The 20,661-nt window shown below is 45.7% G+C and carries 19 protein-coding genes; 13 read left to right on the top strand and 6 right to left on the bottom strand.

All coding sequences use genetic code 11. The features are described from left to right. The first annotated feature begins 10 nt into the window (after window positions 1-10). The 10 genes from kdsD to mgtE all read left to right on the top strand — a co-directional run bounded on the left by kdsD (window position 11) and on the right by mgtE (window position 7,778). Entirely contained in the window at window positions 11-982 is a 972-nt protein-coding gene (gene kdsD, locus NL626_RS20430) for an arabinose-5-phosphate isomerase KdsD (RefSeq protein WP_005381104.1), read from the top strand. Between the two features lie 86 nt (window positions 983-1,068). Beyond that, window positions 1,069-1,632, top strand: coding sequence for an LPS export ABC transporter periplasmic protein LptC (gene lptC / locus NL626_RS20425; protein ID WP_005381106.1), 564 nt, complete (start codon window positions 1,069-1,071; stop codon window positions 1,630-1,632). Beyond that, window positions 1,613-2,107: a lipopolysaccharide transport periplasmic protein LptA gene (lptA, locus tag NL626_RS20420; protein ID WP_005381109.1), complete on the top strand. Its 495-nt coding sequence runs from the start codon at window positions 1,613-1,615 to the stop codon at window positions 2,105-2,107. Before lptC ends, lptA begins: the two co-directional genes overlap by 20 nt. A 1-nt stretch (window position 2,108) precedes the next feature. Then, a complete protein-coding gene (gene lptB, locus NL626_RS20415) occupies window positions 2,109-2,834 on the top strand; it encodes an LPS export ABC transporter ATP-binding protein (protein ID WP_005381111.1) in 726 nt (241 codons plus the stop codon). A 50-nt stretch (window positions 2,835-2,884) separates the two neighbouring features. After that, the gene (locus NL626_RS20410; protein ID WP_005381112.1) at window positions 2,885-4,354 is read left to right on the top strand and encodes an RNA polymerase factor sigma-54; all 1,470 of its coding nucleotides are present in this window, start codon (window positions 2,885-2,887) and stop codon (window positions 4,352-4,354) included. A 24-nt stretch (window positions 4,355-4,378) separates the two neighbouring features. Then, on the top strand, window positions 4,379-4,666 hold the full coding sequence (gene hpf, locus NL626_RS20405; protein ID WP_005381114.1) for a ribosome hibernation promoting factor: 288 nt from the start codon (window positions 4,379-4,381) through the stop codon (window positions 4,664-4,666). A 2-nt stretch (window positions 4,667-4,668) separates the two neighbouring features. Then, complete coding sequence (ptsN, locus tag NL626_RS20400; RefSeq protein ID WP_005381116.1) at window positions 4,669-5,115, top strand: PTS IIA-like nitrogen regulatory protein PtsN; 447 nt, start codon at window positions 4,669-4,671, stop codon at window positions 5,113-5,115. A 14-nt stretch (window positions 5,116-5,129) separates the two neighbouring features. Further along, the gene (gene rapZ, locus NL626_RS20395) at window positions 5,130-5,993 is read left to right on the top strand and encodes an RNase adapter RapZ (RefSeq protein WP_005381118.1); all 864 of its coding nucleotides are present in this window, start codon (window positions 5,130-5,132) and stop codon (window positions 5,991-5,993) included. Between the two features lie 2 nt (window positions 5,994-5,995). Further along, entirely contained in the window at window positions 5,996-6,271 is a 276-nt protein-coding gene (locus NL626_RS20390; protein ID WP_005381120.1) for an HPr family phosphocarrier protein, read from the top strand. 148 nt (window positions 6,272-6,419) lie between these two features. Next, on the top strand, window positions 6,420-7,778 hold the full coding sequence (gene mgtE, locus NL626_RS20385; RefSeq protein ID WP_253657689.1) for a magnesium transporter: 1,359 nt from the start codon (window positions 6,420-6,422) through the stop codon (window positions 7,776-7,778). A gap of 64 nt (window positions 7,779-7,842) precedes the next feature. Here the strand turns inward: mgtE and pmbA are convergent, their stop codons facing one another. Continuing rightward, on the bottom strand, window positions 7,843-9,186 hold the full coding sequence (pmbA, locus tag NL626_RS20380) for a metalloprotease PmbA (RefSeq protein ID WP_253657688.1): 1,344 nt from the start codon (window positions 9,184-9,186) through the stop codon (window positions 7,843-7,845). A gap of 110 nt (window positions 9,187-9,296) precedes the next feature. Between pmbA and yjgA the strand changes: the two genes are divergently transcribed. Continuing rightward, window positions 9,297-9,824: a ribosome biogenesis factor YjgA gene (gene yjgA / locus NL626_RS20375; protein WP_033907410.1), complete on the top strand. Its 528-nt coding sequence runs from the start codon at window positions 9,297-9,299 to the stop codon at window positions 9,822-9,824. An 89-nt stretch (window positions 9,825-9,913) separates the two neighbouring features. Here the strand turns inward: yjgA and NL626_RS20370 are convergent, their stop codons facing one another. Next, the gene (locus NL626_RS20370) at window positions 9,914-10,876 is read right to left on the bottom strand and encodes a D-2-hydroxyacid dehydrogenase (RefSeq protein WP_064354322.1); all 963 of its coding nucleotides are present in this window, start codon (window positions 10,874-10,876) and stop codon (window positions 9,914-9,916) included. A 103-nt stretch (window positions 10,877-10,979) separates the two neighbouring features. Further along, window positions 10,980-11,732 carry a pseudouridine synthase gene (locus tag NL626_RS20365; RefSeq protein WP_005381128.1) on the bottom strand — a complete coding sequence of 251 codons (753 nt, stop codon included), beginning with the start codon at window positions 11,730-11,732 and terminating at the stop codon, window positions 10,980-10,982. Between the two features lie 342 nt (window positions 11,733-12,074). Here NL626_RS20365 and NL626_RS20360 point away from each other — a divergent pair, with 342 nt between their 5' ends. Then, the gene (locus tag NL626_RS20360) at window positions 12,075-13,340 is read left to right on the top strand and encodes an NRAMP family divalent metal transporter (protein WP_005381130.1); all 1,266 of its coding nucleotides are present in this window, start codon (window positions 12,075-12,077) and stop codon (window positions 13,338-13,340) included. 109 nt (window positions 13,341-13,449) lie between these two features. Here the strand turns inward: NL626_RS20360 and rapA are convergent, their stop codons facing one another. Next, complete coding sequence (gene rapA / locus NL626_RS20355) at window positions 13,450-16,359, bottom strand: RNA polymerase-associated protein RapA (protein ID WP_253657687.1); 2,910 nt, start codon at window positions 16,357-16,359, stop codon at window positions 13,450-13,452. Between the two features lie 561 nt (window positions 16,360-16,920). Between rapA and NL626_RS20350 the strand changes: the two genes are divergently transcribed. Beyond that, window positions 16,921-18,297 (top strand): PhoH family protein, encoded by a 1,377-nt coding sequence (locus NL626_RS20350; RefSeq protein ID WP_005381133.1) that lies wholly within the window; start codon window positions 16,921-16,923, stop codon window positions 18,295-18,297. A gap of 66 nt (window positions 18,298-18,363) precedes the next feature. Here the strand turns inward: NL626_RS20350 and tldD are convergent, their stop codons facing one another. Beyond that, complete coding sequence (gene tldD / locus NL626_RS20345) at window positions 18,364-19,809, bottom strand: metalloprotease TldD (RefSeq protein WP_253657686.1); 1,446 nt, start codon at window positions 19,807-19,809, stop codon at window positions 18,364-18,366. Between the two features lie 11 nt (window positions 19,810-19,820). Then, complete coding sequence (locus NL626_RS20340; RefSeq protein ID WP_053350608.1) at window positions 19,821-20,642, bottom strand: carbon-nitrogen hydrolase family protein; 822 nt, start codon at window positions 20,640-20,642, stop codon at window positions 19,821-19,823. Between the last annotated feature and the right edge of the window lie 19 nt (window positions 20,643-20,661).

Below are 20,661 nucleotides of genomic sequence, written 5' to 3'. Positions count from 1 at the left end.
GAGATCTGATATGTCCAATCAATTTGATTTTCGCGCTGCTGCTAAACAAGTTCTTGATATCGAAGTTGCTGCTCTGCAAGAGCTAGATACCTACTTTGATGATCAATTTGAAAAAGCGTGTGAACTTATCCTTTCCAACAACGGCAAAGTTGTCGTTATGGGTATTGGCAAGTCAGGCCATATTGGTAACAAGATTGCCGCCACTCTGGCAAGCACTGGGACTTCGGCGTTTTTCGTTCATCCAGGCGAAGCCGCACATGGTGACTTGGGTATGATTAGCCCTGGTGACATTGTGCTGGCAATTTCTAACTCTGGTGAATCAAACGAAATTCTGTCTCTATTTCCAGTATTAAAGCGCCTGAATATTAAGATCATCAGCATGACAGGTAAGCCAGAATCAAATATGGCCAAGCTGTCTGACTTACACCTGCAAATTACGGTACCTCAAGAAGCTTGTCCGTTAGGCCTGGCGCCAACTAGCAGTACGACTGCCACATTAGTGATGGGAGATGCATTAGCCGTAGCTCTGCTTCAAGCTCGTGGTTTTTCTGCCGAAGATTTTGCCCTATCTCACCCAGGTGGTGCACTGGGGAGAAAACTGCTACTTAAGTTGTCTGATATTATGCACTTTGGAGAAGCGTTACCTAAAGTTTCTCCTGACGCATTAATTCGCGATGCCCTGCTTGAAATTTCAGAAAAGGGGTTAGGCATGACAGCCATCGTCGATGAGCACGATGCTATGCTTGGTATATTCACCGATGGTGATTTACGTCGTACCTTAGACAAGCGTATCGATATTCATACGACGGCAATTGGCGAGGTCATGACGACAAACCCAACCACAGCACACCCTGATATGCTGGCGGTTGAAGGTTTGAACTTGATGCAGAATAAAAACATTAACGCTCTGATTTTATGTAAAGACGAAAAAATTGTGGGTGCACTGAACATGCACGATTTACTAAAAGCTGGCGTGATGTAATATCAGCACAAACATTTAAATCATTTATTAGACGAATAAAGGCAATGGTCAGGGAAGTACTGAGCTAAACGATAGGCCTTCATTATATGAGTTTTACTCGCCTTATTTATTTGCTCTTGATCTTCGTTGTAGCGTGGTGCGGTTATTACCTACTAACCCCTAAAGGCAACGACGCAATTCAAGTAGCACCAGATTCTGAACTGCCCATGTTCAGTGGTTCTGGATTAGAAAACATCACCTACGGTGAAGATGGTGTCCGCAGTTACATCATTCGCTCCACTAACTTAGACCATTATGCTAAGAGTGGAGATACTATTTTTAATAACCCGACTTTGATGGTTTACCGTGAAGGAAGCGTCATTGAATGGAAGGTGACTGCCACAAGAGCAGTGTTAGATGAAGACCAAGTTTTGACTTTATATGACAAAGTCTTAATGCAAAATCTTCTGCCTGGTGCGAGTTTTGATACCATGGCAACAGACAAATTGGTCATTAATCTAACCAATCGTGATTTTAAAGCTGACCAACAAGTAATGTTGGTTGGACCACAATTTGAAACTACTGGAGGCGCAATGCAAGGTAACCTAAAACAGCATACTGCGACTCTGACAGATGAAGTTCAAGGTCGATATGAAACCGTTACACCTTAGCCTACTGGCACTGGTATTGGCGGCGCCTCAAGCGCTGGCACTCAAGTCGGATACTCAACAGCCGGTTTACATAAACTCTGACACCCAACAGGTTGATATGAAGAGTAACCAGGTTGTTTTTGAAGGCGATGTATCTCTTAAGCAAGGGAGCATCAATATCGATGCTGATAGAATCGTGGTAACTCGCGATCCTAAAACCGAAGCAATTAAACAGATTCAAGCATTTGGTAAACCTGCGAAGTTTTCTCAGCTGATGGACGATGGTAAAACACTTAGTGGTCAAGCTACGGAGTTGGATTACCGTATTTCTACAGACGAACTGACCATGAAAGGTCAAGCGCAGCTGGCACAAGACAACAACACCATCAAAGGTTCTTCGATTCGTTACCAAATTGGTAAACAAAAGCTAGTCGCAGATAGCTCTAAGGAAGAGCGCGTTACGACCATTTTGCAACCCAATCAGATAGAGAACTAATATGGCAGTACTGAGTGCGAAAAACTTGGCGAAAAGCTACAAAAAACGCAAAGTCGTCACTGATGTTAGCTTAGAAGTTGAATCTGGTCAGATTGTTGGGCTACTCGGTCCAAACGGTGCGGGTAAAACCACCTCGTTTTACATGATTGTCGGCTTAGTACCTCGTGATGAGGGCACCATTACCATTGACGACAATGACATCAGTATTTTACCGATGCATAGCCGTTCACGCCTTGGCATTGGCTATCTTCCGCAAGAAGCGTCGATTTTCCGTAAGCTTTCAGTAGAAGATAACATCATGGCCGTACTTGAAACTCGTCAAGAAATGACGAGGGAAGAGCGCCAAGATAAACTGGAAGATTTGTTGGAAGAATTCCACATCCAGCACATCAGAACCAGTGCTGGTATGGCACTATCAGGGGGTGAACGACGCAGGGTGGAAATCGCTCGAGCTTTAGCGGCTAACCCTCAGTTCATTTTATTGGATGAACCTTTCGCTGGTGTTGACCCAATTTCGGTTAATGACATCAAGAAAATCATTGAGCATCTGCGCGATCGTGGTCTCGGAGTGTTAATCACTGACCATAATGTACGTGAAACACTGGACGTATGTGAAAAAGCCTATATCGTGAGCCAAGGGCACCTAATTGCATCGGGAACTCCGGCAGAAGTTCTCAATAATGAACAGGTGAAACAAGTTTATCTCGGCGAACAATTCCGTCTATGATTATATTAGGAACGGTAAGATTCTGAGCATTACAAGGTAAGTAACACTGAATGAAACCTTCATTACAACTCAAGCTAGGTCAGCAGTTAGCCATGACGCCACAGTTGCAGCAAGCGATTCGCTTATTGCAATTGTCGACACTCGATCTTCAACAAGAAATCCAAGAAGCGTTGGACTCAAACCCATTATTGGAAGTTGAAGAAGGCCAAGACGAGCCTCTAGCAAACGGTGAAGATAAGTCAGCGGTCGAGGCTGCTGATAGCAACAGTGCTAGCGAACCAACAGAAATTGACGTTCCAGATAGCTCCGATGTGATAGAGAAATCAGAAATTAGCTCTGAACTTGAAATCGACACGACTTGGGATGACGTCTACAGCGCGAATACTGGTAGCACTGGCTTAGCTCTTGATGATGATATGCCCGTCTACCAGGGCGAAACCACTGAATCATTACATGATTACCTCATGTGGCAGCTTGACCTAACACCATTCAGTGAAACCGACCGCACGATTGCATTAGCGATTATTGACGCTGTTGACGACTACGGCTATTTAACTTTGTCGCCTGAAGAGATTCATGAGAGCTTCGATAATGAAGAGATAGAGTTAGACGAAGTAGAAGCTGTTCGTAAACGCATTCAACAATTCGATCCTCTTGGCGTTGCATCGCGTAACTTACAAGAATGTTTGTTACTGCAACTGACGACCTTCCCAGAAGACACGCCGTGGCTTGCTGAAGCCAAAATGATACTTGCGGATCATATTGATCACCTAGGCAACCGAGACTACAAGCTCGTCATCAAAGAGACTAAGCTGAAAGAAGCCGATCTTCGTGAAGTCTTAAAGCTTATCCAACAGTTAGATCCTCGTCCAGGTAGTCGCATCACTCCTGATGATACCGAGTACGTAATTCCAGACGTATCCGTTTTTAAAGACAATGGCAAATGGACCGTTTCTATAAACCCGGATAGCGTGCCAAAATTAAAAGTAAATCAACAATATGCTCAATTAGGCAAAGGTAATAGCGCGGATAGCCAGTACATCCGCAGCAATTTGCAAGAGGCCAAATGGTTAATTAAGAGCTTAGAGAGTAGAAACGAGACGCTACTCAAAGTTGCAAGATGTATTGTTGAACATCAACAAGATTTCTTCGAGTATGGTGAGGAAGCCATGAAGCCAATGGTGCTCAATGATGTCGCTTTGGCTGTGGACATGCATGAATCCACGATTTCTCGTGTAACAACGCAAAAATTTATGCATACACCACGTGGTATTTTTGAATTGAAGTACTTCTTCTCTAGCCATGTTAGTACTGACAACGGCGGAGAATGTTCGTCAACAGCAATTCGTGCACTCATTAAAAAACTGGTCGCAGCAGAGAATACTGCCAAACCACTGAGTGATAGCAAGATTGCTGCTCTTCTGGCTGACCAAGGGATTCAGGTCGCAAGACGTACGATAGCCAAATATCGCGAATCCTTGGGAATTGCCCCTTCAAGTCAGCGTAAACGCCTATTATAAGGCACTAACTGAAAAGGAAAGTCTATGCAAATCAATATTCAAGGCCATCACGTTGATCTTACCGATTCAATGCAAGACTATGTAAATTCTAAGTTTCAGAAGCTCGAAAGGTTCTTCGACCACATCAATCAAGTGCATGTTGTACTAAAAGTTGAAAAAATTACTCAAATCGCGGAAGCTACGCTTCACATAAATCAAGGCGAAATCCACGCATCAGCCGATGACGAAAATATGTATGCCGCGATCGATTCGCTGGTAGATAAATTGGTTCGCCAACTTAATAAGCACAAAGAAAAACTAAACAGTCATTAATCATGCAACTGAGCGAAATACTGTCATTGGACTGCACCAAAAGTGCGGTCCACTGCACGAGTAAAAAACGCGCCCTTGAAATGATCAGCCGTATCGTGGCTGATCAAACGGGCCAAGATTCTACCGAGCTGTTCGAATGCATGCTCAATAGAGAAAAAATGGGCAGTACCGGTATCGGAAACGGTATTGCGATCCCTCACGCGAGAATGCAATCAAGCGACAAGGCCATTGCTGTCTTACTGCAATGTGATGAAGCAATCGAATTTGATGCGATTGACAATCGACCTGTCGATCTTCTTTTTGCGCTCCTTGTACCAGAAGAACAGTGCAAAGAGCACCTCAAGACTCTATCCTCTATGGCAGAACGTCTGAGCGATAAGCAAGTATTAAAACTACTGCGTAATGCTCAGAGTGATGAAGAACTTTACGACATCATGATTCACCAATAAGCAGGACTAACTCCATGCGACTAATCGTTGTTAGCGGGCACTCAGGTGCCGGTAAAAGTATTGCGCTTCGTGTACTGGAAGACTTAGGTTACTACTGTGTTGATAACCTGCCAGTTAACTTGCTAGACGCATTTGTTCATTCTGTTGCTGACAGCAAACAGAATGTTGCAGTCAGCATTGATATTCGCAATATTCCTAAAAAGCTAAAAGAACTGACGAGTACACTAGAACAGTTAAAAACTGAGCTTGATGTGACCGTGCTTTTCTTGGACGCTAATAAAGAAACGCTACTCAAACGCTACAGTGAAACACGCCGAATTCACCCGTTATCTTTAGGTGGCACCTCCCTCTCGCTCGATCAAGCCATCGAGCGTGAGAAGCAAATTTTGACGCCACTCAAAGCGCATGCAGATCTGGTCCTAAATAGTAGTGGGCAGTCTTTGCATGAATTGAGTGAAACCGTGCGTATGCGCGTTGAAGGCAGAGATCGCAAAGGGCTCGTTATGGTATTTGAGTCTTTTGGTTTTAAATACGGCCTGCCTTCCGATGCCGATTACGTATTCGACGTTCGCTTCTTACCTAACCCACATTGGGAACCAGCACTACGCCCGCTTACAGGTCTGGATGCTCCTATCGCCGCATTTTTAGAGCAACACCAATCGGTGTTAAGTTTGAAATATCAAATTGAAAGTTTTATAGAGAATTGGTTACCTCTGCTTGAGAAAAACAACCGCAGCTACCTGACCGTTGCAATCGGTTGTACTGGTGGTAAGCACCGCTCGGTGTACTTAACTCAGCAAATCGGTGAATACTTCGCCAACAAAGGACACCAAGTACAAATTCGCCATACCTCACTAGAGAAAAACGCTAAGGAGTAGCCGTGGAGTTAAGTCGTAAAGTATTGATTCAAAACCGCCTTGGCTTACATGCTCGTGCAGCAGTCAAACTGGTCGAACTGGCACAGAGCTTTGAAGCGGTCATCACCATCGACAATGAAGAAGACAAAACCGCCACAGCAGACAGCGTAATGGGCCTGTTAATGCTAGAGTCCGCTCAAGGACAATACGTCACGATCCACGCAACGGGTGGGCAAGCGGAAGAAGCACTGGATGCCGTTTGCCACTTGATCGAAGATAAATTTGATGAAGGCGAGTAGTTTACTCGCTTTTTTCTTACCTCCCATTATCTTTCTCTTCCCTGACCTAATAAATAAATTTGCTTAGTATCATAAGTTGTTATTAAAAGGCGCCTAGAATTAAGTTATTATTCAACGCATTGTAAATATCAGGAATTGGGAGGAATGAATGGCAGAGCAAATTGAATTCGACCAAGCTCACCAAGCCCTCCAAGAAGTCACAGAAGCGCTAGAAAATGGCCGCTTCGTCCATGTTCGTCGTCAATTACAGGACATGGAACCTGAGGATATCGCTCACCTTTTAGAAGCCTCCCCACGTAAGAGCCGTGAAGTTCTTTGGCAACTCACCGACCCTGAAGATTATGGTGAAATCCTTGACGAGCTGAACGAAGACGTCAAAGACAGCCTCGTATCCAAAATGGCACCAGAAGCGCTTGCAGAAGCGACAGAAGGCATGGATACCGATGACGTGGCTTACGTACTGCGTAGCTTGCCTGACAACCTGTCACGCGAAGTCCTGTCGCAAATGGACTCCTCTGACCGTCTACGGGTCGAAACCGCCCTATCCTACCCAGAAGACACTGCGGGTGGACTGATGAACACCGACGTCATCACAATTCGTGGTGACGTCGATGTGGACGTAGTTTTGCGTTATCTACGTATGAAAGGCGAGCTTCCAGAAGCTACGGATGCCCTGTATGTGATCGATGAAGAGAGTAAGCTCATCGGTGAACTGCCGATCACGACGCTTATTACCACTCAGCCAGACGTAAAAATCATTGATGTAATGGAAGACGCGGACGAGGCCATCACCGTCGATACTAGCGACTCAGATGTTGCGAGTCTGTTCGAACGCCGTAATTGGGTATCTGCACCTGTTGTTGATGAAAACTTGCATTTGGTCGGTCGTATCACCATCGATGACGTGGTTGACGTTATTCGTGAAGACGCGGAACACTCGATGATGAGTATGGCGGGTATGGACGATGACGAAGATACTTTCGCGCCTGTTGTAAAATCAGCTCGCAAACGCAGTATCTGGCTTGGCGCTAACGTATTAGCCGCCCTTGCTGCTGCTTCCGTTTCTAATATGTTTGAGGCCACATTAGATCAAATGGCGGCCATTGCGGTATTGATGACGATTGTTCCGTCCATGGGTGGTGTCGCTGGTAACCAAACCGTCGCACTAGTGATTCGTGGTCTTGCTCTTGGTCATATCGGTGACTCAAACAAACGCGAACTGTTAATGAAAGAAGCCTCGATCGGCTTACTCAACGGTATCATGTGGGCGCTGATTATTGGTGGTATTGTTATTGCTTGGAAAGGTAACTGGATGCTCGGAGGAATCATTTCCGCCGCCATGCTGACCAACTTATTGGTCGCAGGTATTGCCGGAGTAACGATTCCAATCCTATTGAAAAAAATGAACATCGATCCTGCTTTAGCTGGTGGTATGGCATTAACAACGGTGACGGATGTGATTGGTTTATCTGTCTTCTTAGGGCTTGCCACAATACTGATTACCTAACAGAAAAAACGAAAAAGCCTGATGAACACATCAGGCTTTTTTGATTCTGAATTGCTAGAAAAGCTTATTCACCCGCCACTTTCATGGTATCCAGTAGGATAGAGCCTGTTTGGATTTGTGAGCGCGTTTCAATATCACTACCAACCGCTACAATCTTGGTGAACATGTCTTTTAGATTACCTGCGATGGTAATTTCTGATACTGGGTATTGGATCTCGCCGTTCTCAACCCAGAAGCCTGCGGCACCGCGAGAGTAATCCCCCGTTACCACGTTCACACCTTGTCCCATGACTTCTGTCACTAGAAGACCAGTACCGAGCTCTTTAAGCATTTGTTCGAAGTTTTGGCCTGTCGACTTCACGTACCAGTTATGAATCCCACCAGCGTGACCTGTCGGCGTCATCTTCATTTTACGTGCGGCATAACTGGTTAACAGATAAGTTGCTAGCACACCGTCGGTAATGATCTCACGGTCTTGAGTGTACACACCTTCACTATCGAATGGACTTGATGCCAAACCACGCAATACATGCGGACGTTCTGAGATATTGAACCATTCAGGAAGCACTTGTTTGCCTAGATGGTCAAGTAAGAAAGAAGATTTTCGGTACAGGTTACCACCGCTAATCGCCATAACGAGATGGCCAATCAAGCCTGTCGCAACATCAGACGCAAACATGATTGGGTATTGACCAGTTTTTAGACGCTGCGCATCTAAGCGGTTAACCGTATTCTCTGCCGCCTTACGACCCACCGTTTCTGGGGTCCATAAGTCATCACGATGACGTGCCACGGTGTAGCTGTAATCACGTTCCATCTCGCCGTTTTGACCAACGCCAATTACACAACAGCTAGTACTATGGCGGCTAGACGCATAACTAGCTAATAAGCCATGGCTATTGCCATACACTTTCACGCCGTAATGACTATCATAACTCGCGCCATCACTTTGCTTGATTGCACTGTCATAACTTAGCGCCTCTTTTTCTGCTGCAATCGCCACATTGGCAGCATAGTCTGGATCGGGTGCGTCAGGGTGGAAAAGATCAAGCTCAGGGATCTCTTGCACCATGTATTCTTTTGTTGCAGGGCCTGCAAATGGGTCTTCAGATGTGTAATGTGCAATATCTAGCGCCGCTATAACGGTTTGCTCGATTGCCGCTTCACTTAAATCAGACGTGGAAGCACTGCCTTTGCGTTGACCTCGGTAAACGGTAATGCCCAGCGCACCATCGCTGTTGAACTCGACATTCTCTACTTCACCCATACGAGTTGAAACACTTAAACCAGTGCTTTTAGTAATTGCGACTTCGGCGGCGTCAGATTTTGCCGATGCAAGCTTTAAGGCTCTTGCGACGGCTTGCTCTAGCTCGGTACGTTGCTCAGCAACCTGCTGTTTAATATCCATTGTCTTTCACATCTTGTCTTTGATGAACAATAGGATAACAAGAATTTCGCTTTCTCCCCATGATTCTTGTTAAAATAGTCATAATATTAATCAAAACACAGGCAACTGAAATGGCACGTAAGAATCAAAAAGCGCCATGGGAACCAGAAGAAGAGATCATCTGGGTAAGTAAATCCGAGATGAAGCGAGACATGGAAGAACTGCAAAAGCTAGGTGAGGAGCTTGTCGGCCTCAAACCTTCAGTTCTAGAAAAGTTTCCATTGAGTGAAGATTTGCGAGAAGCAATTGCTGACGCGCAACGTTTTAAAAATGAAGCGCGTCGTCGCCAATTACAACGTATTGGTAAATTGATGCGTTACGAAGATCCAGAGCCAATCCAAGCCGCACTGGATAAAATTCGTAATAAGCACTCTCAATTAACGGCGGTATTCCACAAACTTGAAGCGTTGCGTGATCGCGTAGTGGAAGAAGGTGACAAAGCCATTGATGACGTAATGGAAATGTACCCAGAAGCGGATCGTCAGCGTCTACGCCAACTTGCTCGCCAAGCAGCGAAAGAGAAAAAATCTGGGAAACCAGCAAAAGCGTACCGCGAAATCTTTCAGCTCCTTAAAGGTCTAAACGAAGAAGAGTTTTAATTCGAGGGCTCACGCAATGAGCATTCGATTTAAACGCAAAAAGCAGACGTAAATGTCTGCTTTTTTTATCTTTGGTTTTACAGTCAGCGTTACACTAAGCGATTAACGCGGTCTCCGCGCTCGAAAGCGTTAATGTTCTCAATCAGGATTTCCGCTAAACGTTGGATAGATGAGTCGCTGCCCCATGCAACATGCGGTGTCAATAACAAATTAGGTAAACTCATATTGGCAATCAGCGGATTGCTCTCATCAGCCGGTTCTTGTGTAAAAACATCAAAACCAGCCGCTGCAATTTCTTGCTGTTTTAAGGCATCCACCAGTGCGCTCTCATCCACCAAACCTCCACGCCCTGTATTAATCAAAATGGCGTTGGACTTCATTTGTTTCAACTCTGCTTGACCAATTAAATTCTGAGTATGATCGTTGAGCGGGCAATGCAAAGTCAGCGCATCGGAGCGTTTTAATACTTCCTCAAACGACACATAACCTTGTCTACATTCTGCCGCCCCTTTACGCTCAGAAAACAACACGGTCATTCCTAACGCTTGAGCCAGATTCGCCGTCGCTTGCCCTAGTGCCCCACTACCAACAACACCTAACGTGCTACCACCAATATCCCCGATTGGGTGAGTAAAAAAACAAAACTGCTGGTTACGCTGCCACTCACCTGCGGCAATATCTTGGTGGTACCCAAATAAATTCCGTCTTAAAGCGAATAACATTGCCATCACGTGCTCGGGCACCGAACGCGTCGCGTAACCACGTACATTAGCAACCGCAATATCATGATTAGCACAGTAGTTCACATCGACGTTGTTAAAACCAGTTGCGGCAACCGCGATCATCCGTAATTTTGGTAGTTGCTCTAATACATGTTGGTCAAGCAGGACTTTATTGCTAATCACGATATCGGCATCTGCTAACCTTTCTATTACCTGCCCAGGCGCAGTTAGGTCGTACTCACGCCAGTGGTGCGGAAAGCCAGGTCGTGGGATCTCAATATGTTCTGGGATGGTCGCTCGATCTAAAAATACGATGCTTGGCAAAGACATAACAACTCCTTGTTCACGGCTGAAAGACAGGATACATCAACCACAGTAACGAAATAGCCAAAAATAGCGAACTAGAAAGAACCGCTGTTGAGTGCAATTGGCATTAAGGGTGTGGCAACGTTTTATAATCAGGCAATGTACGCTCTGGCGAAAAATAGTTAAAGATCATCGCCTCGGCTTCAGAATAAAAGTCACAGGGTACAAAAATACTGCTCAGCTGATCCGTAGCTGGATGATAAAAACTTAGCTCCGCAGCGTGCAACTCTAAACGTTCTGAAAACTGATACGCCTCTTCGCTTGCATAAAACTCATCACCCACAATCGCATGACCAATCGCCATCAAATGCACGCGTAACTGATGCGATCGACCAGTAATGGGCAGTAGTCGCACAACGGTCGTATGGGTGCCATCAGGGTGCACTTCACGCTTCACTACTTGGAATAAAGTTTGAGATGGTTTGCCGTCGTCAAAACATACTTTTTGTCGTGGACGATTTGGCCAATCACAAATTAATGGAAGATCAATATTCCCTTCTTGCGACTCAACATGCCCCCAAACACGTGCGTAATACACCTTGTGAGTGAGGCGATATTGGAACTGCTTTTTTAATGCTCGCTCCGCGGGTTTGTTTTTCGCCAGCAGCATCAACCCTGATGTCGACATATCCAAGCGATGCACAACTTGAATTTCTGGATGCAACTCTTTGAGGCGGCTCCACATGCTGTCGTAATGCTCTGCAAGGCGACCAGGGACAGACAGCAGCCCTGATGGCTTATTCACTGCCAGAATGTCGTCATCCTCAAAAACGATATCAACCCAAGGGTCGGTGGGAGGGGTATATTCAAGCATTGCCATGGGAGATCTCTACAAAATAAAAACGCCGCGATTATATACCCAAATAGCACCCAGATGCAGGATTCTGAAGAAAAGTTCAACCCAATAAAACAAAGTCAATCCTTTAGCATAAAAACTAAAAATAGCACGTTGTAAATTTAGTTTGACAACAAGACGCATAACTGAATAGAGTGCTAGATGCACACAGCATGGTATTCGCAAAGAATACTTAAAATAAATACACCAAAACACAGCATTTAAAAGACATTACCGTTGCGCAGTATAGGGCGAGCGCTCAGCTTGTCATGTACTGCGGTATGTATCTCTTTAGAAAGATACATAAGATAAAAAGGACAATAAGCAATGGACTCCGCCGTTATAGATAAACCCCAATCCAAACTTTCCTTATTTTTTCGTTCGCTAGGCCCCGGCATATTAATGGCATCTGCTGCGGTCGGTGGCTCTCACCTCGTGGCATCAACCAAGGCTGGTGCGATTTATGGTTGGCAATTGGCTGCACTGATTCTGCTCGTAAACCTGTTTAAATACCCTTTTTTCCGAGCGGGCGTACAGTACACCATGGGGACAGGGCTGACCTTGGTTGAGGGCTACGCGAAATTAGGTCGGCCTTATCTATGGCTATTTCTATTTCTGAGCGTGGTATCGGCCGTCATCAATACCGCCGCTTTGTTGATGTTTAGCGCTAGCTTGCTGGGCTACTTCATTCCGTTTTCACTATCAATGGCATCACTCAGCATCATTGTGATTGTCACCTGCCTGATCATATTATTTGCTGGCCATTACAAAGCGCTCGATACGCTATCTAAAGTGATCATGTCGGTGTTAACTATCGCGACTTTACTCGCTGTTTCTATAGCCTTTGGTAACCCTGTTGAACAAGTGGCCAACTTCGAGCCGCCGTCACCTTGGTCTATTGCGGCTATTGGTTTTATCGTCGTGACAATGGGGTGGATGCCTGCACCGATAGAGATCTCCTGTTTAACCTCAGCATGGCTAAAACGCCAATCAAGCCAGCAAGAAGTAACATACCGCTCTGCTCTATTTGACTTTAATGTCGGTTATATTGGCACGGCGTTTCTTGCCATTATCTTTGTATCGCTAGGCTCTTTGATGCTTTATGGATCTGGCGTTGCGCTTGAAAGCTCTGGCGTTGGCTTCTCCCACCAATTGGTTGGCTTATATGCGGCAACGATTGGCGAATGGTCTCGTTACTTGATCGCGGTAATTGCGTTTTTCTGTATCTTTGGCAGCACGATTACCGTTATTGATGGCTACTCGCGCGTTATTTCGGATTCTCAACGCCTACTGCGCTCGCAACCAGACACTAACCCTAAAACCACTTCAGCGATCATGCTGGTAGTCTCCTTACTTGCATTGGGTATTGTGGTTTTCTGGGCTTCTGCGTTATTGCCTATGCTGAACTTTGCGATGATCCTCGCCTTTATGACCACGCCATTCTTTGCTCTGCTAAATTACACCTTAGTGAGCAAAACTGAGTTACCTGAGCCTTTGGCTGTTGGACCTAAACTAAAGTGGTTGTCGATTGCAGGCCTGATTTACTTGTTTGGCTTCTTGGCTGTATTTATCTGGTGGAAGTGGTTGATGTAAATGAGATAGCTATCAGTGATTAATGCATTCCGCATAAAGAAACTAAACCGTAAATAAAGAAAAAGGTCTTCAACTGAAGACCTTTTTTTAATGAGCAATAAATACTTACTTAGTTGTGGCTCACCACAATCAAACGCAGCGAGTCGAGCTGAACCTGAGCTTGGTTGATATAACCAGTAAGCTCTTTAATTTGTGCGTCGATAGCTTCAATTTCTTCGTCACGAATATTTGGGTTCACCGCTTTCAGTGCTTGCAAACGCTCAAGCTCTGCATTCAAACTGTGCTGCATATCTTGATGAGCTTGTTTGCGTACTTCTTCGACCTTCTCTTCAATAAGAACATCACCGGCTTCAATTAAGCGGTGTACGTCTTTCTGTACCGACGTAACCAACTTGCTACCTAAGTGACGGTTTACAGGGCTGAGCTGGCGGTTAAAGCTTTCAAACTCCACTTGAGCAGACAAATCATTACCACGCGAGTCCATCATTAAACGGATTGGCGTTTTCGGTAAGAAGCGCGCGATACCACTGCGTTTTGGCGCTTGCGCATCTACCGCGTAAATCAACTCAAGAAGAATAGTCCCGACTGGTAACGCTTTGTTTTTCAATAGAGATACCGCAGACGTCCCCACCCCTTCACTCATAAGAAGATCGATACCACCCTGGATCATTGGGTGTTCCCAACTGATAAAGTGCATATCTTCACGAGATAAAGCCGTATCACGATCAAACGTGATCGTCGCTCCTTCGTATGGCAGACCTGGATAGCTTGGCACCATCATGTGCTCAGATGGGGTCACAATCAGGGCGTTTTCACCTTTATCGTCTTGATTCAAGCCAATCGTGTCAAAAAGAGAAAGTGCGAAGGTGACCAGATTGGTATCGCCGTCAGTTGATTCAATTTTCTCAACGATTTGTTGTGCTTTTTCCCCGCCATTTGAATGCATTTCTAATAGGCGATCACGGCCTTGCTCCAATTGGGATTTCAGCTCTTTATTCATTTTTGCTGACGCTTCAATGATCTCATCTAGCGTGCTGGTATCACCAGAGGCAAGAATTTCAATCAGATCATCGGAGTACTTATCGTAAACAGCACGGCCTGTTGGGCAGGTTTCCGCAAAAGCGTTCAGGCCTTCATCGAACCAACGTGCTAGGATCGCTTGCGATGTGCCTTTCAGGTAAGGAACATGAATGTCGATATCGCGATTTTGACCGATACGGTCCAAACGACCAATACGTTGCTCAAGCAAGTCTGGGTTAAATGGCAAGTCGAACATGACAAGTTGGTTGGCAAACTGGAAGTTACGACCTTCAGAGCCGATTTCGCTACAGATAAGAACTTGTGCTCCACCTTCTTCTTGCGCAAAGTAAGCCGCCGCTTTGTCACGTTCAAGAATCGACATACCTTCGTGGAAAACGGTGGCGCGGATACCTTCACGCTCACGCAGTGCTTGCTCCAATTGCAGTGCGGTACTCGCACGAGAAGCAATCACGAGGATTTTCTCGCTGCGCTTCTCTTTTACTTTTTCAAGCAACCAATTCACACGCGAGTCAAACTGCCACCAGCTCGCGTCATCGCCTTCAAATTCTTGGAAAATTTCTTCCGGGTAAAGGTTCTTCATCGCACGTGCTTCAGAACTCATCTTACCGCCAATCATTCCAGCAACACGCATTGATGTAGTGTATTGCGGTGGAATATCCATTGGCATCAGATGCACGTTACGCGTAGGGAAGCCTTTGATGGCCGCGCGCGTGTTACGGAACAAAACACGCCCTGTACCATGACGATCCATCAAGTTATCGATCAGCTCTTGGCGTGCCGACGCTTTAGCTTCTTCGTCCGCTTCACTTTCAATAATACGGAAAAGTGGTTCTACGTCTTGTTCAGACAACAACTCAGTGATCTGGTTTTTTGCTTCATTAGGTAGCTTTTCACCGGAAAAGAGTGAAGTAATCGCATCTGCTACGGGCGCGTATTGCTCTTCTTCCTCAACGAATGCTTCGTAATCATAGAAGCGGTCTGGATCCAACAAACGCAGACGAGCAAAGTGACTCTCACGACCAAGCTGCTCTGGCGTTGCAGTCAGTAGCAACACACCTGGAGTACGTTCAGCCAAGCCTTCTACCACTTGGTATTCACGGCTCGGTTTATCTTGGCTCCATTCAAGGTGATGCGCTTCATCGACAACCAGTAGGTCCCATTCACCTTCCAGTGCTTGTTCAAAACGCTTGCGGCTCTTGCGTAGGAAATCCAAAGAACACAGCACATATTGCTGAGTATCAAATGGGTTTTCTGTATCCGCAAAAGCTTCGATACAGCGCTCTTCGTCAAAGATAGAGAAATGCAGATTGAAACGACGCATCATCTCAACCAGCCATTGATGCTGCAGTGTTTCAGGCACCACAATCAAAATGCGTTCGGCACGACCAGACAGAACTTGTTGGTGGATGATCATGCCCGCTTCGATGGTTTTACCCAAACCTACCTCATCCGCCAACAAGACGCGTGGCGCGTGACGACGGCCAACTTCGTGCGCGATGTAAAGCTGATGAGGGATCAAACCTGCACGCATACCACATAGGCCACGCATTGGGCTCTTATGCTGCTCAAACTGGTTGGTTAGCGCACGGTAACGCAGAACAAAGTTGTCCATACGGTCGATTTGACCGGCGTACAACTTATCTTGAGGTTTGTTAAAACGAATTTGGTTGCTAAGAAAAATCTCACGCAGAACAACAGCGGTTTCTTGCGTGTCTTCACGAGTACCGAAATAGGTGTAAAGACCTTCATCTTCCAGTACTTCTTCTACTTTTAGAGACCAACCTTCTTGGCAATCGATGACATCCCCAACATTAAAGGTGACTCGGGTAACAGGTGCATCGTTACGTGCGTAAACTCGGTTTTCCTCTGACGCTGCAAACATCAATGTCACAGTACGAGCATCCATTGCTACAACGGTACCTAAACCTAAATCGCTTTCCGTATCGCTAATCCAGCGCTGCCCCAAAGCAAATGTCATGAATTGACTACCTCGTTATTAGTTCTTGATTCGTATTTCTTGTTGGTCTACTCATGCCCGTAGGCATGGATAATAGTTTAGATCTGATTCTGGCTTCTGCTATGCCGATAGCATTCGTCATTCCAGTATGAACTGAGTATTTTTTAAGCCAGCTCAACATGATAAATCGGACGTAACCTATACGCAGAAAAAGGTCGCTAATCTTACTTGAAGCTGTGATTTAGGTCACGCCGAAACCGCACCAAGCAGAAACTTTTTTTCCCAAACTCTAAATGCAATCAAATTGTAAAATACTCATGCCAATTATTAAGTTGTAGAACGTAAATATTACGTATACTTCTAATGAGGGGCGTTTAAAACCATTGCATATGATTTAAGCGCGTTAGTACACGATTAGGATCAACACGGGTTTGCAGTAAGTTGTCTTGCTACTCGGTTGCACACTAGCCGACATCAGCCCGACAACCTCTATTGCAAGCAATCAGAGTTAGGTCACTTCACACCTATTTGGAAACGACCTAACAACTCGCATGCAGAGCCGTACTACGGCAAGGAGACGCTATGGGCGATACCGATCGGAAACTGTTTGTACTCGATACCAACATTCTTCTTCATGAACCCTTTGCCATCTTCTCTTTCCAAGAACACGATGTCGTTATCCCCATGACCGTGTTGGAAGAACTCGACCGAATCAAAGACAGTAAGCGCGACGTTGCAAGAGATGCGCGCGTGGCTATTCGCACCTTGGAAGATTTGTTTAAAGAAGCAACGCCAGATGAAATCTCTGAAGGCATTCCTGTTTCTAAAGACAACCCCGACCAAGGTACCATTTCCATTTTGGCGGATTTTGAACTGCAGGAAACCGTCAAAGCCTTCGCCGACAAAGCCGGTGACAACCGTATTCTCAACGCGGTGCTTTATCTGCAAAATAAACGTGCACCACGTGAAGTGGTACTGATCACGAAAGACATCAATATGCGTCTGCGAGCCAAAGGGGCTGGTGTACGCTTTGTTGAGGACTATAGAACCGACCAACTGATTGATGACATTCAATACCTAACCAAAGGCTTTCAATTACGTGAAGGTGATTTCTGGAGCGGTATTGAGGAAGTAGAAAGCTATGCACTGGGCGGAAAAACTTACCACAAACTCAGTCGCGAACCCTTCGACCCAACCTTTATCAACCAATACGTCATTGATGAAGACAGTGACTTTGCTGGTCGCGTAGAAACCATCAATGAAGACAAGCTAACGCTTCTCGACCTGAGCCGCGAACGTCTAATGCATCGTAAGGCTTGGGACATCACACCTAAAAATATCTACCAGGGAATGGCGTTAGATGCCTTACTCGATCCAGAAATTGACTTGGTGATTCTAACGGGTGCGGCGGGTAGTGGTAAGACATTACTGGCAATGGCAGCAGCATTGGAGCAAACAATTGAAAAAAGCATGTTCGATAAAATTATCGTAACACGTAACACGCCAGATATCGGTGAATCCATCGGCTTCTTACCCGGCTCCGAAGAGGAGAAAATGATGCCGTGGTTAGCGGCGGTGACCGATACCTTGGAAGCACTACATAAACACGATCACTGCACTGAAGGCTCATTGAAGTACATCTGCGATAAAGCCAACATTCAATTTAAATCGATCAACTTTATGCGTGGCCGTTCGATTCAAAATGCGTTTGTACTGCTTGATGAGTGTCAAAACCTCACTGCATCACAAATCAAAACCATCATTACCCGCTGTGGTGAAGGAACCAAAATCGTCTGCTCCGGTAACTTGGCGCAGATTGACTCTCATTACCTCACCCCAGTGACATCAGGATTGACGTACATGGTTGAGCGCTTCAAGAACTTTGAAGGCAGCGCAAATATTCACCTCAACGGCGTGGTTCGTAGCCGCTTGGCGGAATTTGCTGAAGAAAACCTGTAATTGACACCGACTCACAAAGCAAAAGAGCGCTCTAATGAGCGCTCTTTTTATAACGATTCAACTGAGTTACTCAGTGCCACCTACTGTCAGTGAGTCCAGTTTCAAGGTCGGCTGACCAACACCAACTGGCACACTTTGACCTGCTTTACCACATACGCCAACGCCCTTGTCGATACTTAGGTCGTTACCGACCATAGAGACTTGCTGCATTGCTTCGATACCTGATCCAATCAACGTCGCACCTTTAACAGGGTGCGTAATTTTACCGTTTTCAATCAAGTATGCTTCGGATGCAGAGAACACAAACTTACCCGAAGTAATGTCCACCTGACCGCCACCAAAGTTTGGCGCATACAACCCTTTCTCGACCGTCGAGATTATTTCTTCTGGCGTATGTTCACCTGGTAGCATGTAGGTGTTGGTCATACGCGGCATTGGTAAATGTGCATAAGACTCACGACGACCGTTACCTGTTGGGTTCACACCCATTAACCGCGCGTTTAGCTTGTCTTGCATGTAACCTTTCAGCACACCATTTTCGATAAGCGTGTTGTACTGGCCGTTTACCCCTTCATCATCCACATTCAGTGAACCACGAAGGTCTTTTAACGTGCCATCATCGACGATGGTACACAGCGAAGACGTCACTTGTTGACCCATTTTGCCAGAGAAAACCGAAGATTCCTTCCGGTTAAAATCACCTTCTAGGCCATGACCTACCGCTTCGTGTAGCAACACGCCAGGCCAGCCAGAACCCAATACCACTGGCATCATGCCAGCTGGTGCTGCTTCTGCTTCAAGGTTGATTAACGCCATGCGAATCGCTTCGTCTGCGTAATGAAAAGCTTGTTTCACACCATTGCTTTCCGTTAAAAAGAAATCGTAACCGAAACGGCCGCCGCCACCAGCGCTACCGCGTTCACGTCGTTCACCTTTTTGTGCGAGCACGCTAATAGACAAACGCACCAAAGGACGAATATCGCCTGCATAAGTACCGTCTGTTGCCGCAACAAGCATCTGCTCATGCACACCGCTGATGCTGATCGAAACTTCTTTAATCAATGGTTCTTTAGTGCGGATGTAAGCATCTAGAGATTTGAGCAATTCTGTTTTTTGCTGCTTTTCCCATTCAGCTAGTGGATTCACAGCCGCGTAGTACGCTTGGTTTTCGGTGCGTTTAAACGCTTGGACTTTGCCATTTTGCCCTTGCTGAGCAATACCGCGCGCCGCCATTGCACTCTGCTTCAGGCCTTCAGGCTGGATTTGATCAGAGTAGGCAAAGCCTGTTTTCTCGCCAGTTACTGCACGGACACCAACACCACAATCAATGTTAAAAGAGCCATCTTTGATGATGCTATCTTCTAGAACCAGAGACTCATGCCAGCTGGACTGAAAGTAAATGTCCGCATAATCGATCTGGCGCGTAGCAATGCTGGCAAGCGTGTCAGCAATGTCTTGCTCTGTCAGACCATTTGGGGCAAGGAGTGCCTGTTCTATTTGGTTTGTGCTCATAGTTAGCTCTTTTATTTCCGTCTCAATTCATTTTGAAAGCGACTGTGTTGAGTCAGCGGCATATTCTGCCTTACTTGTTGGCTTTGTGACAAATCTATCTCTGTCACCAATAAGCCTACTTCATCCTGAAGCTGTTTATGGATACGTCCCCAAGGGTCAACGACCATTGAGTGTCCCCATGTTTTTCGTCCACATGGATGCGTTCCAGTTTGTCCGCTTGCCAAAATCCAACATTGTGTCTCAATCGCTCTAGCTCGCAATAGTATTTCCCAGTGAGCTTGCCCCGTCACAGCGGTAAACGCAGCGGGCACCACAATGATATCCGACCCTTCTTGACGCAATACTTTATAAAGTTCTGGGAAACGTAAATCATAACAAATACTCAATCCAACACTGCCGATATCAGTTTCCGCAACGACTATTTGATTACCCGCCATAAACGTATCCGACTCACGATAACTACCATAACCATCGGCTACGTCGACATCAAACATATGCAGTTTGTCATAGTGAGCAATGCATTTACCGTGCGGCGGCAATACAAGTGTTGTTGTCGTGACACCTTTTGCGGTTTGAATGGGCATGCTTCCGACAATTAGCGTTAACTGGTTCTTTCTAGCGATTTCACAGAGCCGCTGTTGAATCATGCCACTGCCAAGTGGCTCTGCATGTTGATGATAAGCTTCGCGACTGGAAAATAGCACTGTATTTTCAGGAGTAAGAACAAGTTTGGCACCTTGCTTGCTCGCTAAAGCACACTGTTTTTCAATGAAGTCCAAATTCGCGTTAATATCCGGACCCGAAGTCATTTGAATAATGCCAACACGCTCCATGTGTTTCCTCCCTATTCCA

This window comes from Vibrio sp. Y58_MX_L22, from assembly GCF_024181865.1.
GTDB classification, from domain to species: domain Bacteria; phylum Pseudomonadota; class Gammaproteobacteria; order Enterobacterales; family Vibrionaceae; genus Vibrio; species Vibrio alginolyticus.
Note: the sequence above shows the minus strand (reverse complement) of the source record. Positions and strands in the feature narration are given on the sequence as shown.